Source organism: Pseudarthrobacter sp. AL07, from assembly GCF_029960665.1.
Lineage (GTDB): Bacteria > Actinomycetota > Actinomycetes > Actinomycetales > Micrococcaceae > Arthrobacter.
This window is the reverse complement of the sequence record NZ_JASBRB010000006.1, coordinates 63521-75934: the sequence shown is the minus strand read 5'-3', so window position 1 is coordinate 75934 and position 12414 is coordinate 63521. Positions and strand designations below refer to the sequence as shown.

13 protein-coding genes and 5 pseudogenes are annotated in these 12414 nt (G+C 63.8%); 9 read left to right on the top strand and 9 right to left on the bottom strand.

The window, feature by feature from the left end:
* Window position 1: 1 nt before the first annotated feature.
* A pseudogene (locus QK290_RS07895) lies at window positions 2–724 on the bottom strand (substrate-binding domain-containing protein); the annotation flags it as partial.
* Between the two features lie 191 nt (window positions 725–915).
* On the opposite strand from QK290_RS07895, the pseudogene QK290_RS07890 reads away from it, so the two are divergent.
* Both QK290_RS07890 and QK290_RS07885 read left to right on the top strand, forming a co-directional pair.
* Window positions 916–1395 (top strand): annotated as a pseudogene (locus QK290_RS07890) (Gfo/Idh/MocA family oxidoreductase); the annotation flags it as partial.
* A gap of 42 nt (window positions 1396–1437) precedes the next feature.
* Window positions 1438–1623, top strand: a complete 186-nt coding sequence (locus QK290_RS07885) for a hypothetical protein (protein ID WP_282330241.1) — start codon at window positions 1438–1440, stop codon at window positions 1621–1623.
* Window positions 1624–2052: 429 nt separating this feature from the next.
* Here QK290_RS07885 and QK290_RS07880 read toward each other — a convergent pair whose 3' ends face one another.
* Window positions 2053–2445, bottom strand: coding sequence for a VOC family protein (locus tag QK290_RS07880; protein ID WP_282330135.1), 393 nt, complete (start codon window positions 2443–2445; stop codon window positions 2053–2055).
* 260 nt (window positions 2446–2705) lie between these two features.
* Between QK290_RS07880 and QK290_RS07875 the strand changes: the two are divergent.
* A pseudogene (locus QK290_RS07875) lies at window positions 2706–2924 on the top strand (IS110 family transposase); the annotation flags it as partial.
* Between the two features lie 733 nt (window positions 2925–3657).
* Here the strand turns inward: QK290_RS07875 and QK290_RS07870 are convergent.
* From QK290_RS07870 to QK290_RS07845, 6 genes and pseudogenes are all read right to left on the bottom strand, one after another.
* Window positions 3658–3984 (bottom strand): DUF1508 domain-containing protein, encoded by a 327-nt coding sequence (locus QK290_RS07870; protein WP_282330134.1) that lies wholly within the window; start codon window positions 3982–3984, stop codon window positions 3658–3660.
* A 227-nt stretch (window positions 3985–4211) separates the two neighbouring features.
* Window positions 4212–4541: pseudogene (locus QK290_RS07865) on the bottom strand (peptidase M24); the annotation flags it as partial.
* 109 nt (window positions 4542–4650) lie between these two features.
* On the bottom strand, window positions 4651–4956 hold the full coding sequence (locus QK290_RS07860; protein ID WP_282330133.1) for a DUF6807 family protein: 306 nt from the start codon (window positions 4954–4956) through the stop codon (window positions 4651–4653).
* A gap of 327 nt (window positions 4957–5283) precedes the next feature.
* Complete coding sequence (locus tag QK290_RS07855; RefSeq protein WP_282330132.1) at window positions 5284–5445, bottom strand: hypothetical protein; 162 nt, start codon at window positions 5443–5445, stop codon at window positions 5284–5286.
* Between the two features lie 28 nt (window positions 5446–5473).
* On the bottom strand, window positions 5474–6868 hold the full coding sequence (locus QK290_RS07850; protein ID WP_282330131.1) for an FAD-binding oxidoreductase: 1395 nt from the start codon (window positions 6866–6868) through the stop codon (window positions 5474–5476).
* A 122-nt stretch (window positions 6869–6990) separates the two neighbouring features.
* Window positions 6991–7137, bottom strand: a pseudogene (locus tag QK290_RS07845) (LacI family transcriptional regulator); the annotation flags it as partial.
* A gap of 176 nt (window positions 7138–7313) precedes the next feature.
* Here QK290_RS07845 and QK290_RS07840 point away from each other — a divergent pair.
* From QK290_RS07840 to QK290_RS07825, 4 genes are all read left to right on the top strand, one after another.
* Window positions 7314–8327, top strand: a complete 1014-nt coding sequence (locus QK290_RS07840) for an acetylxylan esterase (RefSeq protein WP_282330130.1) — start codon at window positions 7314–7316, stop codon at window positions 8325–8327.
* A 235-nt stretch (window positions 8328–8562) separates the two neighbouring features.
* The gene (locus QK290_RS07835; protein WP_282330129.1) at window positions 8563–9669 is read left to right on the top strand and encodes a 3-deoxy-7-phosphoheptulonate synthase; all 1107 of its coding nucleotides are present in this window, start codon (window positions 8563–8565) and stop codon (window positions 9667–9669) included.
* A gap of 142 nt (window positions 9670–9811) precedes the next feature.
* A complete protein-coding gene (locus tag QK290_RS07830; protein WP_043452394.1) occupies window positions 9812–10024 on the top strand; it encodes a helix-turn-helix domain-containing protein in 213 nt (70 codons plus the stop codon).
* A gap of 157 nt (window positions 10025–10181) precedes the next feature.
* Complete coding sequence (locus tag QK290_RS07825; RefSeq protein WP_003792170.1) at window positions 10182–10280, top strand: AURKAIP1/COX24 domain-containing protein; 99 nt, start codon at window positions 10182–10184, stop codon at window positions 10278–10280.
* Window positions 10281–10398: 118 nt separating this feature from the next.
* On the opposite strand, the gene QK290_RS07820 is transcribed toward QK290_RS07825, so the two are convergent.
* Complete coding sequence (locus QK290_RS07820) at window positions 10399–11217, bottom strand: HAD-IB family hydrolase (protein WP_282330127.1); 819 nt, start codon at window positions 11215–11217, stop codon at window positions 10399–10401.
* Window positions 11218–11289: 72 nt separating this feature from the next.
* Between QK290_RS07820 and QK290_RS07815 the strand changes: the two genes are divergently transcribed.
* Both QK290_RS07815 and QK290_RS07810 read left to right on the top strand, forming a co-directional pair.
* Complete coding sequence (locus tag QK290_RS07815; RefSeq protein ID WP_282330126.1) at window positions 11290–11541, top strand: glutaredoxin family protein; 252 nt, start codon at window positions 11290–11292, stop codon at window positions 11539–11541.
* A 93-nt stretch (window positions 11542–11634) separates the two neighbouring features.
* Entirely contained in the window at window positions 11635–12378 is a 744-nt protein-coding gene (locus QK290_RS07810) for a redox-sensing transcriptional repressor Rex (RefSeq protein ID WP_282330125.1), read from the top strand.
* Window positions 12379–12414 lie beyond the last annotated feature (36 nt).

Here is a 12414-nt window from a genome sequence, read left to right as displayed (position 1 = left end):
GTCAGCCGGGGGCTGCAGTACGGCGCGCCTTGGCCGGGCCACTGCTGGCCCGGATTTCCAGGCGCGGCTGGTACCGGCCGCCCGGGACGTCGTGGCCTTCCTTGCGGATGAGTGCCCGCAGTTCACGCCAGGCCTGGCCGCCGGGCTCGGCAATGGGGACTGCCGCGGTGGTCAGTGTGGGCGTGGTGTAGCGGGCGAACGGGATGTCGTCGAAGCCGGTGACGGAGATGTCGCCCGGAACGTCCACGCCGCGTTCGTGCAGGCCGCTCATCAGGCCCATGGCCACGAGGCCCTCGAGCCGGAGGCCATTGGAGGCGCTGCCTGCCGGGCCGGCCAGGAAGGCCAGGCGCGTATGCCCGAGGCCCACCAGGTATTCGGCCAGGTCCTGGACTCCCTGCCCGTGGTCCACCACAAGGCTCGGAATCCCGGCAGCCGCCGTCGTCCGGTTGATCAGGACCAGCGGGTGCAGCGATGGTGCGATTTCCTCGAGCTCAGCGTCGCTCATGCGCGGGGCACAGAGCACCAGGCCGTCGCAGCGCCGGCGGGCTTCGTCGGCCAGGATGGCTGCCTCGCTGGAGGCCTCGAAGGAATCGGCAATCAGGACGCGGTAGCCATCCTCCGCCGCAGCCCGGCTCAATCCGCGCAGGATCGCCTGGAAGGTGGGGTTGGCGAGGTCCGGCACCACAATGCCGATGGTGTCCGTCTTTCCAAGCGCGAGGCTGCGCGTTCGGCGCGCCGAATGTTGGCTGGGCCGCCGCAGAAAAAGACCTTTCAGCCAGAAAACGCTTTCTCTGGGAGAGGCTAAGGGTTGACGGGACCGCGCGTCTATTTACAGAAACCATGTAGCGGCACTGAGAAAACGCTTTCTGTCCTGCCGCAGCACGGCCGAGTGTCAACGTCTCCGAAGGGACCCTCATGGTCAACACAGCCGAATCGAGTTCTGCTACCGCTGCCTCCACCTCCGCTCCGGAGCCAGGTGCGGGCAGCAGGGCCCGCATCGCCCTCATCGGCAACGGTGGGCGCTCCGAGATGTATATCCGCGCTATTTTCGGCACGCACGAAGACACCGCCGAGCTGGTGGCGTTCTCCGACGTCAACCCCGGCCGCGTCGAGTTCTACCAGAAGCTCATCCAGGAGCTCGGTGCTCCGGGTCCCGTGGCCTCGTTTGACCCCGCTGACCTCACCGCCTTCTTCCAGGCCAACAACATCGACCGCATTGTGGTGACCACGCCGGACTACACCCACGCGGACTACATCGTGGAGGCACTCGAGGCGGGCGCCGACGTCGTCGTCGAAAAACCCCTCACCATCGACGCCGAAGGCTGCCGCCGCATCACCAAGGCCGTGGCAGAAACCGGCCGCAACGTGGTGGTCACCTTCAACTACCGCTACTCTTAGTCCGCCCTAATCCAAACGGAACCAACATGAGCAGGATCTTTGTCAGCGGCGGCTCCGGCCGAAGCGGGCCACGAGGTCACCTCGGTGGGCGCGACGGCGGTCCGCCGCTTCCAGCGACCGGTCGCCTACCAAGACGCTCCGGAAACGTTCCTGCACCCGGCACTGCGTGAGAGCAACCCGCTGGGCATCCCGCGCCGCGTGGACGGTGCGCTGGTTCTTACGTAACTGTCCGAACTTCACCCGTGTGCCGACGTCGCAGTCCTGGCTAAGAGACATTTTTTCGGTGTATAGCCAATACGCCCACTTCCTTAAAACGAGACGGTCCTCCGGCTGCCGTTCCCGAGGGAAGGGTTGTTTCGTTTACGAAGCGCTGAGCGGGCGTTCTGAAGGAGACGTTGTTCCTACGAAGTGGCAACGAGCTCTAGTTCGAAGCCATCGGCGTTCACGAAGTAAGCGGCGTAGTATTCGGGCCCGCCAGCGTTCGGGTACTTGTCCACGAAATGGGGCTAAATCTTGAACCGCTTGGGATATGAGAATTATCAGAATTGGTAAGGCCCGCAGAGGAGTCTGGAAAAGGAGCCGCAGCATTCCAGGACGGCCGGTGAGGTTTCGTGTGCTGGCGGGTAATTCCGTAGGGTCTGCGGTGAGCAGCCCTTACTTGGGCAAGAAGAACTCCAGTGCGATGCCGTCTGGGTCTTTGAAGTTCAGTGCCGTGCCATACGGGGCGTCGATGGGCCCGCTGTGGACCACGCCGATAGTATCCAGATGCGCGGCCCATTCGACGAGTTCCGCTGCGCTGGATACGGAAAAACCCACATGGTCCAGGCCCGGATTGCGTTCACTGAAGCGGCCCTCGCCGGAAGCTGCGCGATGCTCTGTGAGTCCCAGTGACACCCCTCCACCGAGATCGAATTTACGTCGGATAAACGGCCCATCGAGCATTGTCCCGGTGGGCTCTGTATCCCACAGACGGGAGTAGAAAGCGACGCTGACCTCAACGTCGGTCACGGTAAGAGCGAGGTGGTCAATAGCAGGCAACGCGGGCATCAGGACTCCTGGTGGGGAAGGCGGGGAAGAGTCCGCCGAGGTATGAGTCCAAATCGTCTCACAGGCCCGCGGATGCCGATTTTTCCCCGCGGTCACAAATGCCGATGACGCATGCTTAGCTGCGTCTTATCCCCGTCGCAACGGCTGCAGGTCGCTGCTTTGTGAGCCGTCGGCGTTGTACGCCCAGCATGGGCATTTGCTTGGAGGTGAAAGTCCTCTGAAGGTGAAGGTGGTTTAACTACTAGCTAATGGCAACTGGGCGACATCGTGACTCCAGCCTCGCCGCCCGGCGCGGACCGATGAAGGCACTCGTCGGGATCGAACGCGCCATGCTCACCGCGGCCTGGCACATGCTCACCACCGGCGAACTCTACAAAGACCCCGGAGCCGACTACTTCAGGCTGCAAGCACCAGCCAAAACCAAGGCCCGCGCGATCGGAAGGCTCGAATCCCTGGGCTGCCAAGTGACCCTCGCCCCTGCAACCCACCGGATAATCCTGTCCCAAAACGCCGACCGCCAGATCATTCAGTCAACGGGACAACGTCACCGCAATTTTCATGTCAGAAGGAAAATGAACGCACCGACGAACGCCATTCGGGTGGCGGTAAAAGCGCCAAAAAAATTAATGAAGCCGATTATCGCCAGGCCGAGTCCAAGAAGCAGCAACCCCAGTTCCGACACTAAGAGGGCCAGACGTTCGATCTGCGACTTGAGCCGTTGCGCAGTCCTTTGGTGTATCGACGGAGGGCCAACGAGACAGCTGCAGCTGCTCCTGCGCCTATGGCAGTCACTGCCAGGGTTGAAATGGCCGCTCCCCTTGCCAACGACATAAGCATGACTACCAGAATCGCGGTGAGATAAAGGGCAAGCACCATCAGCCCGATTCCGATGGTTTCCAAGGCACGAAGCTTGGTTGGGGTCATGTCAGCAGAGTACGGCAGACAGACATGGAAATCTGCCCGTTGAGGGTTCCCCTATCGGGACACCAAAACCTGCGATCCACAGGCCAGGACGGTGCGTGATCAAGTCCACGGAGGCGCCAGCGACTAAAGCGACCTCAACGTTGGGCCTCTCGCAGCGCTCCCCGCGCCCGCAGACCGCTCTCCGGAAAAACCGGTCGAGACGACATTATGAGCCGGGATCGGTAGTTGGGGGAACGCATGGATCCGCTCTTCGCGGAGGCCTGTCCCGGGTTGTCGGAGTCGAGAGCGTCAAACTGCGCCGGCCCATCGACGTTCGCCGGTGGCCCGATGCATTTCCCTGGAACGTGTGTGAAGGTCCGCAGCCGGAATGCGCCGGACTTCACGAACCTGAACACTCACATCACGTGCCTCCGGCTGCGTGGCCCGCCTTTCCATCGGGGAAACATCGGCAATCAGCCCCATGCCGGCGTACTCACGCACGGCGGCGATACCGGCAACAGCTGCGGTCTTGTTGTCAAAAGCCTTGGAAACTGCCATCACGGTGCCATCCGGCGCAGTCAGGCGGAACCTGAAATACGACTCCGCGTCAACGAACAGTTCGAACATTCCGGCCATAGCAATCCTCCCGGTCTGCGGGATCCGCCCCTGCGGCGTCGTTGCCACGGAGCAGGCGCGGACGCGCCCTTGCGTCCACTTCCCGCTGGTTTTGTCCTGCAATCCAAACGATCAGTTCATCATGTGCTCAATGAGTCTCGCTCACGACAGCCAGTATCCACAAGACCCCCAGCCCGATCACCTGGCATGGAGATGTTCCGGAACGTACGTCCCGGTTTCTCCGTGCCCTCTAACAGCTGGACCGTGTCCTCGATCTCCACGCCGGGTCCCGCCGGTTTCCAGGTGAACGGCTGGTAGAGCACCACGGCGTACGTGGTTGCCGCAGTGACGCGCGGATCCCGTCCGGCATACCCCGCCGGTCCGCCCTGATGGTGCTGCTCCCACTGCTCCGCGCCGAAACCGTGGCGGACGTAGGCCGCTTTGTTCTCGCCGAAGATGAGGTCCGGCCGGGCGCACACCACGGCCATCGCGCGGCGGCCCAGGGGTGCATGCGTGGCCAGCGGGGGGCGGAAGTCGCGCCGGGTGCTGCCGTTGCACAGCAGTACCAGCGGCTCCGCTTGATGGCACGGACCGCTGTAGAGGGGGGCGGCGTGCGGCGGCCCCTGTCCGCAAGGGTCACGGCTGCGGTCAGCTGCGACGGCGGCGTAGCAGCGGTTGTTGTCTAACTCATGAGTTGTCCCCTTGTGTCTTGACCAATGTCTCGATGCCTTCGGTACCCAAAATCACGTCGGCAATGAACACGGTCACGCTGCGGCGAACGGGGACGCCGGGTTTGGCAATAACAGGCGCATCCCAGGCCAGCGATTGGCCAACACCGGCGTATCCGTCCACGCGGACGATCCACGGGTCCGTTGAATCCGCCGCGGCCACGAACACGAGCGTGGCCGCGCTGCTTGGGCGAGTCCCGCCGTCGAACGTTCCCGCCGTGAACCCGCCAGACCACGCGAGCCAGGGTGCGATGCTCCCGTGCACGGCGGACTTACCCGCCGCCGAATAGGGCCAGACGTTCGCCGGTGGAAGGCCCGACGGCGGCTAACGTCCAGGTACGCTGTTCGGTCAGGATTGGAGCGCCGTCGGGTCCGTTTCAGGAGAGTTTCTCGGTCAGCCCGCCGTCGGTGGCGGCCGGTTTACCGGTCCGGACGATGCTGCCGTGGTCCGGCCGCCAGACGTACTCGCCTGCCGCCCGGGTGTAGGTGCGGCCACCCCGGAAATTGGTGCCGTCCGCAGCATAGCCGCGTGCTAGTCCAGCGTGTTTTGCGCGGCCGGGCGGCTCCGGAAAACCGGCACGGGCGGGCCGACCTATCCCATACCCAGCGGCGCTGCCCAGTTGCCGTCCCGGCCGCCGCCGCCTTCCTGATACTTGCCGCATCGTGTGCAGCGCCGGTAGCGGCCGCCGTCGTCAGTAGATTGGATGTGCCAATCGTGGCGCAGGTTCAATTTGCAGAGCAGGGCTTTGAGCATGATGTTCTCCGATCCAATAGCAATGTCATCAGTCGGGCCTGATGTTCTGGTTGAGGCTGAAGAAGTTGGCTGGGTCGTACTTCCGCTTTAGTGCTTTGAGGCGGTCGTACTTAGCGGCCCCGTAGGCCTGCCTGACCCGCTCCTCGCCCTCTTCCATCAGGAAGTTCACGTAGACGCTGGTGTGGTGGGGCGCGAGGGCAGACCAGTAGTCACGGGCCCATTGCCGCTCAGCATCGAAGCCCTCGGCGGTCTTGCTGTTGCCGTTGATGTTGAAGGTAAACCCGGCCTGGCGGCCATTGAAGGCCGTGGCACCATCGTCGATCCGCCCCACAGCGCCGCCCATCTGCCACAGGGCGATGCTGGTGACCGGCGAGGTGATGCGGCTGCCGTGCTCGGCCACGATGTCGATGACGTCGTCGCTAAGGGCCGCCACATCACAGGACTTGACGTAATAATGCCAGCCGTGGGGGAACGACGGATCGAACGTCCGCTGATGCTCCAGAAACAGCTTCGGCCGGCAAAAGTCCAACACGGGCGAACCGAATTCCTTGAGCGGCCGCAGGACCCGCTCGCCCTCATCGATGGGGCCCGCGTAACAGGCCGTGACAGCAAGGACGCGCTTGCCCACCAGCTCCGGCGGGACAATCGGCAACGCCGGCGCCCTCCGCTGCACGGCGATGGTCATCAGCTCGTCGGGGCAGTCTGCGATCCAGTCGCGGTAAAACCGCAGCACCTCCGGTGCGTCTTCCATCGGCCAAAAGACCGGCCCGGCCATAACGTACGGCCCAACAGGGACAAGCCGGAATTCGAAGTCGGTGACAATTCCGAAGTTCCCGCCGCCACCCCGCACGCCCCAGAAGAGGTCGGCGTTCTCGTTCTCGCTTGCCTTGACCAGTTCGCCGTCTGCGGTGACCACGTCGACAGACAGCAGTTGGTCGATCGTGAGTCCATACTTGCGCATGACCCAGCCGATGCCGCCGCCGAGAGTCAGGCCCGCCATCCCGGTGTGGGTGACGATCCCAGACGGAACTGCGAGGCCGAACTCCTGCGTCTCGCGATCGAGCTCGCCGAGCAGTACCCCGGCTTGGACACGTGCCGTTCCCGCCTCGGGGTCCACCCGGATGCCCTTCATGGGCCCGAGATCGATGACCATACCGCCGTCGCAAACTGACAGCCCGGGAAAGCTATGACCGCCTCCCCGCACAGAGACCCGCAGGTTCTGCGTGTGGGCGAACCGGATGGCAGCTCGCACGTCTGCGACGCCGGTGCAGCGGGCAATAAGTGCGGGACGGCGGTCAATCGATCCGTTCCACACCCTGCGGTGCTCGTCGTAACCTGCGTCAGCCGGGCGGACAAGGTCGCCCTGAAAGGACGTCTGTAATTCATCGACGGCAACGCCGTTGATCTCCGTGCTTTGTGCCATGGGACTCACGGACCTCTCGCTCTCCCTGCAGAGTCCCACCGTTGGCACCAACTGGCAAGAGGAAATTGCGGGAGCTCGGACGCCCGCCAGGGCAGGCCTGGCCGCTGACTGGCGGGGAATGCCTAAGGGGAGGTTTCCGCCGGGGCCGTGCTCTGCCGAACCACCAGTTCGGGGCTGAAGAGGACGGCCCGGTGCTTTGGAGTGTCAGACTCGAGCTCCTCGGCCAGCAGCTCGATGGCCGTGCGCTCCAGGGCTTCGGTGGGCCGCCGGGTTCCTCAGCGCCCTGGGCCTGCCCAGGGCGCTGTTCCCGCCGCAGCTCTCCCGCCTGTAGCCGCTCCTTGAGGCAGGACGCACGTGTCCTATCGCGTCATCAGCGGCGCCCCGGACGTATTGTGTGACGTAGGATCTCCGATAGGAACCCGACGAGACAGGACCGGACGGCAGCATGCCCCTCTTCGACCTCCCCCTTGACCAGCTCCGCGGCTACACCTCGGGGGTCACCCCGCCCGCGGACCTGCAGGACTTCTGGGACGCCACGCTCGGCGAGGCCCGGACGTTCCCGCTCAACGCAACATTTGAGCCGGTGGAGAACCATTTGGCGGTCATCGACACGTTCGACGTCACGTTCAACGGCTACGGCGGCTCGCCGATCAAGGGCTGGCTGCACCTCCCTGCGAACCGTAGCGCCGGAACCCCGCTGCCCGTCGTTGTGCAGTACATCGGCTATTCGGGCGGCCGCGGCCTGGTCAACCAGGACACCAAATGGGCGCAGGCCGGTTACGCGCATTTCATCATGGACACCCGAGGCCAGGGCTACGGCGGGATCCTCGGCGAGACGGCGGATCCGCACCCGTCAGCAGGCGAAGTGGCCTACGCGGGCCTCATGACCAGGGGTGCAGGCAGCCGCGAGGACTACTACTACCGCCGCGTGTACGTGGACGCGTTCCGTGCGGTGGAAGCGGCGCAGTCCCACCCGGAGGTGGACCCGTCGCGCGTGGTCCTGGCCGGCCTCAGCCAGGGTGGCGGCATCGCGGTGGCGGTTGCCGGGCTGGTGGCGGGAAGGCTCGACGGCGTCATCGCCGCGCTGCCCGACGTCCCCTTTTTGCAGGACTTCCCCAGGTCCATCGATATCGCGGCCCGCGGCCCCTATCCGGAAATTGCGGCTTTCCTGGGCAGGCATCGGGACCGGTATGAGCCGATGCTCGCGGTCCTGAACTATTTTGACGGCGTTAACCTGGCCAGGGCAGCCACCGTGCCTGCCCTTTATTCGGTGGCGCAGATGGACGATGTGTGCCCGCCGTCCACGGTGTTCGCCAGCTTCAATGCCTACGGCGGCGACTCCACGGCACTATCCGCGGCGCAAAAGCAGATCGAGGTCTACCGGTTCAACAACCACGAAGGCGGCCAGGAGCACCACTGGATCAGGCAGCTGCAGTACCTCCAAAGGCTCCTGGCCTGACGCCGCGCAACGTTACGGCCTCGATTTTGCGGCCGTGGCAGCACACGGTTATGGTTTGCCTATGACAAACCGTTGGTATGCGTATTTTTCGTTGGCTCTGGAGGAGCCCGCGTCTAACTGACACGCATCCATCTTCCTTCAGAGCCAACAGGGCAGAGATCATTCTCTGCCCTTCGCCATTTCTCCGGCGGGTTCTGATCTGGGCCCGCTTTCCTATCTGGAACAGGACCCGAACATGAGCACCGCGACAGCCACTCCCGCAAAATCCACGTCCAATCTGCGCGTCAGCGAATTCACGCCGCTCCCCACGCCCCAGGAGCTCATCGCCGAGCTGCCCATGGACGCCCGGGTGACGGACGTCGTCGAGCGTGGCCGCGACGAAGTCCGGGCCATCATGGACGGCGTGGACGACAGGCTGCTGGTCATCGTAGGCCCCTGCTCCATTCACGATCCCAAGGCTGGACTGGAATATGCCCGCCGGCTGGTCAGCCAGGCAGAAAAGCACCGTGACGACCTCCTGATCGTGATGCGCACCTACTTCGAGAAGCCCCGCACAACGGTGGGCTGGAAGGGCCTGATCAACGATCCTCGCCTGGACGGCAGCCACGACATGGTCACGGGACTCCGGACCGCCAGGGAGTTCCTGCAACAGGTCACCGCGCTGGGACTGCCCACCGCCACCGAATTCCTGGAACCCATCAGCCCCCAGTACATGGCGGATCTGATCTCTTGGGGAGCCATCGGGGCCCGCACCACCGAAAGCCAGATCCACCGCCAGCTAGCCTCCGGGCTCTCCATGCCCATCGGATTCAAGAACGGGACCGACGGCGACCTCCAGGTCGCGCTCGACGCGTGCGGCGCCGCCGCTGCCGCCCAGGCCTTCCTGGGGATCGATGGTGACGGCCGGGCCGCGCTGGTGGCCACCGCGGGGAATCCGGACACCCACGTCATCCTCCGCGGCGGACGTAAGGGACCCAATTACTCAGTGGCCGAGGTCGAAAGCGCCTCCGGCAAGCTCGCCGGGAAGGGGCTCAACCCCCGGCTGATCGTGGACGCCAGCCATGCCAACAGTGGTAAGAGCCACCACCGGCAGGCGGAAGTGGCATTGGAAATCGGCGCGCAGTTGGAGGACGGCGGCGAGGCGGCACAGGCCATCGCTGGCGTGATGCTGGAAAGCTTCCTGGTGGGCGGTGCCCAGAACCTGGATGTCACCGAGCACGCGGCGGCCCGGCCGGAACTGGTCTACGGCCAGAGTGTCACGGACGCGTGCATGGATTGGGACGTATCCGTTTCGGTCCTTGATCAGCTCGCGGCGTCCTCCCGGAAGCGGCGGACCTCTTAATCATTGCCCGGATGACTTTCACTACAGCCCCATGAACCTCTAGAGTATCTAACACATGGTTGGTGGATGGCTCAGCATCGGCACACCGCAATGAAACACAGCTGGGGTTACTGTCGTCATCCATCAGCAAAGGAATAGCGAAATGTCCGCAGAACAGAACTTCTCGAACGCGAAGTTCCTGACCGTCGCCGAAGTGGCCGAGGTCATGCGCGTCTCCAAGATGACCGTTTACCGGTTGGTCCATTCAGGCGAAATGCCCGCGGTGCGTTTCGGCCGGTCGTACCGGGTGCCGGAAAACGCCGTCGAGCAGTACCTTAAGGGTGCTGTGGTGGACGGACACACCGAAACCGCCTGAGCATTACCTGCGGTCAGTTGGCATGCCCAAGAAGCGGTACCCTGTTAAGGAACGTTTTACGTCATTGTAAGAATCTGTCAGTTGTTTCAGTTCTGTAGCTCTGTCCACGGACCTTTTCCATCAGACAGGTACTGCATCTAGTTTGTGAGGAACTTTCGTGGGTTCAGTTATTAAGAAGCGTCGCAAGCGTATGGCCAAGAAGAAGCACCGCAAGTTGCTTCGTAAGACCCGTCACCAGCGCCGTAATAAGAAGTAGAGATACTTCAACAAGCGTGAAATGCCCGTTGCCTATCCGGCAGCGGGCATTTTTTTGCGTGTGAGCGGCCGCGATGCGCTCCTACGTGAAACGTCGACGGCGCCAGTTGCGGCGGCGGTTATGCCCGGGGGCCGCGCATCCGGGAGTATCCGCGCCAGAGCCCGTACACGGCGCCACCGGCCGTTGCTGCCTTGAGGCCCAAGGTGGCAGCGCGTCGGCCGGAACGGAAGTCGTAGACCGGCCAGTTGTTGTCCCGTGCGTGGCGGCGGAGCCTGGCATCGGGGTTGATGGCTACCGGGTGCCCTACCAAGGTCAGCAGCGGGATGTCGTTGTATGAGTCGCTGTAGGCCCAGCATCGCTTCAGGTCCAGGCCTTCGGTGTCTGCCAGTTCCCGGACGGCCACAGCCTTCGCTGCACCATGCAGGATGTCGCCCACCAGGCGGCCGGTGTACATGCCGTCGGCAACCTCGCCAACCGTGCCCAAGGCTCCTGTCAGGCCCAGCCTGGTGGAAATGACGGTGGCGACCTCAATGGGGGTGCCGGTGACCAGCCAGACCCGCCGGCCCACGCGGAGGTGCTGCTGCGCCAGTGCCTTGGCGCCGGGCCAGATCCTGGACGCGATCATTTCGTCGTAGACCTCTTCGCCCAAGGCCTTGACGTCTTCCACCGTGATGCCGGCAACGAGGGTGAGGGCTGAATCGCGGACAGCGTGGACGTCGTCCATGTTCTCGCCACGCGTCACAAATTTAAACTGCTTCCACGCAAACCCTGCAGCCTGCGTCAGCGTAAAGGCTCCGCGCTGGTGCATCTTGCGGGCAACGTGGAAAAGGCTGGCGCCCTTCATGAGGGTGTTATCGACGTCGAAAAAGGCGGCTTCGCCGGTCTGCATCAACGCATCCGGCTGGGTCACCACAGCGACGTATTTCTCCTCGGGCATGTCCACGAGTCTAGTCAATACTCGGTGGCCAGGATTTCAGTGCCAGTGCCAGTGGGGCGTTACGGTTAATGCATGGCAAAACCCGAGGTAGTCCTCATCACCAAAGCAGACTGTCACCTGTGCGCAGCCGCGCGCGACGCCGTCGGACGCGTTACTGCGTTGCTGGGACTTGGGTGGACGGAACAGCTGGTGGATGAGCTGCCGGAACTGCGTGAGCGGTACGCGGAGGAGATCCCCGTGGTTCTGGTGGATGGAATCCAGCGCGATTTCTGGAAGATCGACGAAGCCCGGCTGGAGCGCGTCCTCCAACGCGCCATGGCCTGATAGGAAAGCGGCCTCGCCGAATGACGCCGGCTTTGTTGGCACTAGTGGCGGGGCTCTAGAGTGGAGTCACGACGCGATGGGATGGAGGGGATAGTGACATCACTGGATTCATCTCCCCAGGCTGTCCAAGGTGCAGAGAATGCCCAGGGGACACCGCCTGGCCACGGTCCGCAGCCTGTCCACGGTACAGAGGCGGCCAAGCAGATCCCGCCCGCAGCAGTGGCACGGCTGACCATCTACCTGCGCGCCCTTAACACGCTGCTGTCCGACGGCGTCGAACGGGTATCTTCGGAGTCCCTGGCGGAAGCATCGGGCGTGAGCTCGTCAACCCTTCGCAAGGATCTCTCTTACGTGGGCTCCTACGGCACGCGTGGCGTGGGCTACGAAGTGCAGTACCTGAGCCGCCACATCTCCGCAGCCCTGGGGCTGACCCACGACTGGAAGGTCGCCATTGTTGGCGCGGGTAACCTCGGCAAAGCCCTGGCCCGCTACGGCGGTTTCGAGTCCCGCGGGTTTGACGTGGTGGCCATTTTCGACGCCGACCAGATGGTGGTGGGCAATGAGGTGGGCTGGCTGCGGGTCAGCGACGCCGCGGACATGGAGGCGGTGCTGCAGCGGACGGGCGCAAACATGGTGGTCCTTGCGCTTCCGGCCACCGTGGCGCAGGCCGTGTGCGACCGCGTGGTGGCTGCCGGCGTCCACAGCATTCTCAGCTTCGCCCCCGTCATGCTCCAGGTCCCCGAGGGCGTGAACCTGCGCAAGGTGGACATGGCCACCGAGCTGCAGATCCTCGCCTATCACGCCCAACGGGCGCAGACCCCGGACCAGTCCGCCTAGTTTCGTTGGCCGATGGCTGGGTCCACGCCCGTTGAG

What these genes read in the sequence shown, in the direction of transcription:
- QK290_RS07850 (WP_282330131.1), bottom strand. Translation starts at nt 6,868, where the DNA reads ATGGCACAAAGCACGGAGATCAACGGCGTTGCCGTCGATGAATTACAG.
- QK290_RS07820 (WP_282330127.1), bottom strand. Translation starts at nt 11,217, where the DNA reads ATGCCCGAGGAGAAATACGTCGCTGTGGTGACCCAGCCGGATGCGTTG.
- QK290_RS07835 (WP_282330129.1), top strand. Translation starts at nt 8,563, where the DNA reads ATGAGCACCGCGACAGCCACTCCCGCAAAATCCACGTCCAATCTGCGC.
- QK290_RS07830 (WP_043452394.1), top strand. Translation starts at nt 9,812, where the DNA reads ATGTCCGCAGAACAGAACTTCTCGAACGCGAAGTTCCTGACCGTCGCC.
- QK290_RS07855 (WP_282330132.1), bottom strand. Translation starts at nt 5,445, where the DNA reads ATGCTCAAAGCCCTGCTCTGCAAATTGAACCTGCGCCACGATTGGCAC.
- QK290_RS07840 (WP_282330130.1), top strand. Translation starts at nt 7,314, where the DNA reads ATGCCCCTCTTCGACCTCCCCCTTGACCAGCTCCGCGGCTACACCTCG.
- QK290_RS07880 (WP_282330135.1), bottom strand. Translation starts at nt 2,445, where the DNA reads ATGCCCGCGTTGCCTGCTATTGACCACCTCGCTCTTACCGTGACCGAC.
- QK290_RS07870 (WP_282330134.1), bottom strand. Translation starts at nt 3,984, where the DNA reads ATGGCCGGAATGTTCGAACTGTTCGTTGACGCGGAGTCGTATTTCAGG.
- QK290_RS07815 (WP_282330126.1), top strand. Translation starts at nt 11,290, where the DNA reads ATGGCAAAACCCGAGGTAGTCCTCATCACCAAAGCAGACTGTCACCTG.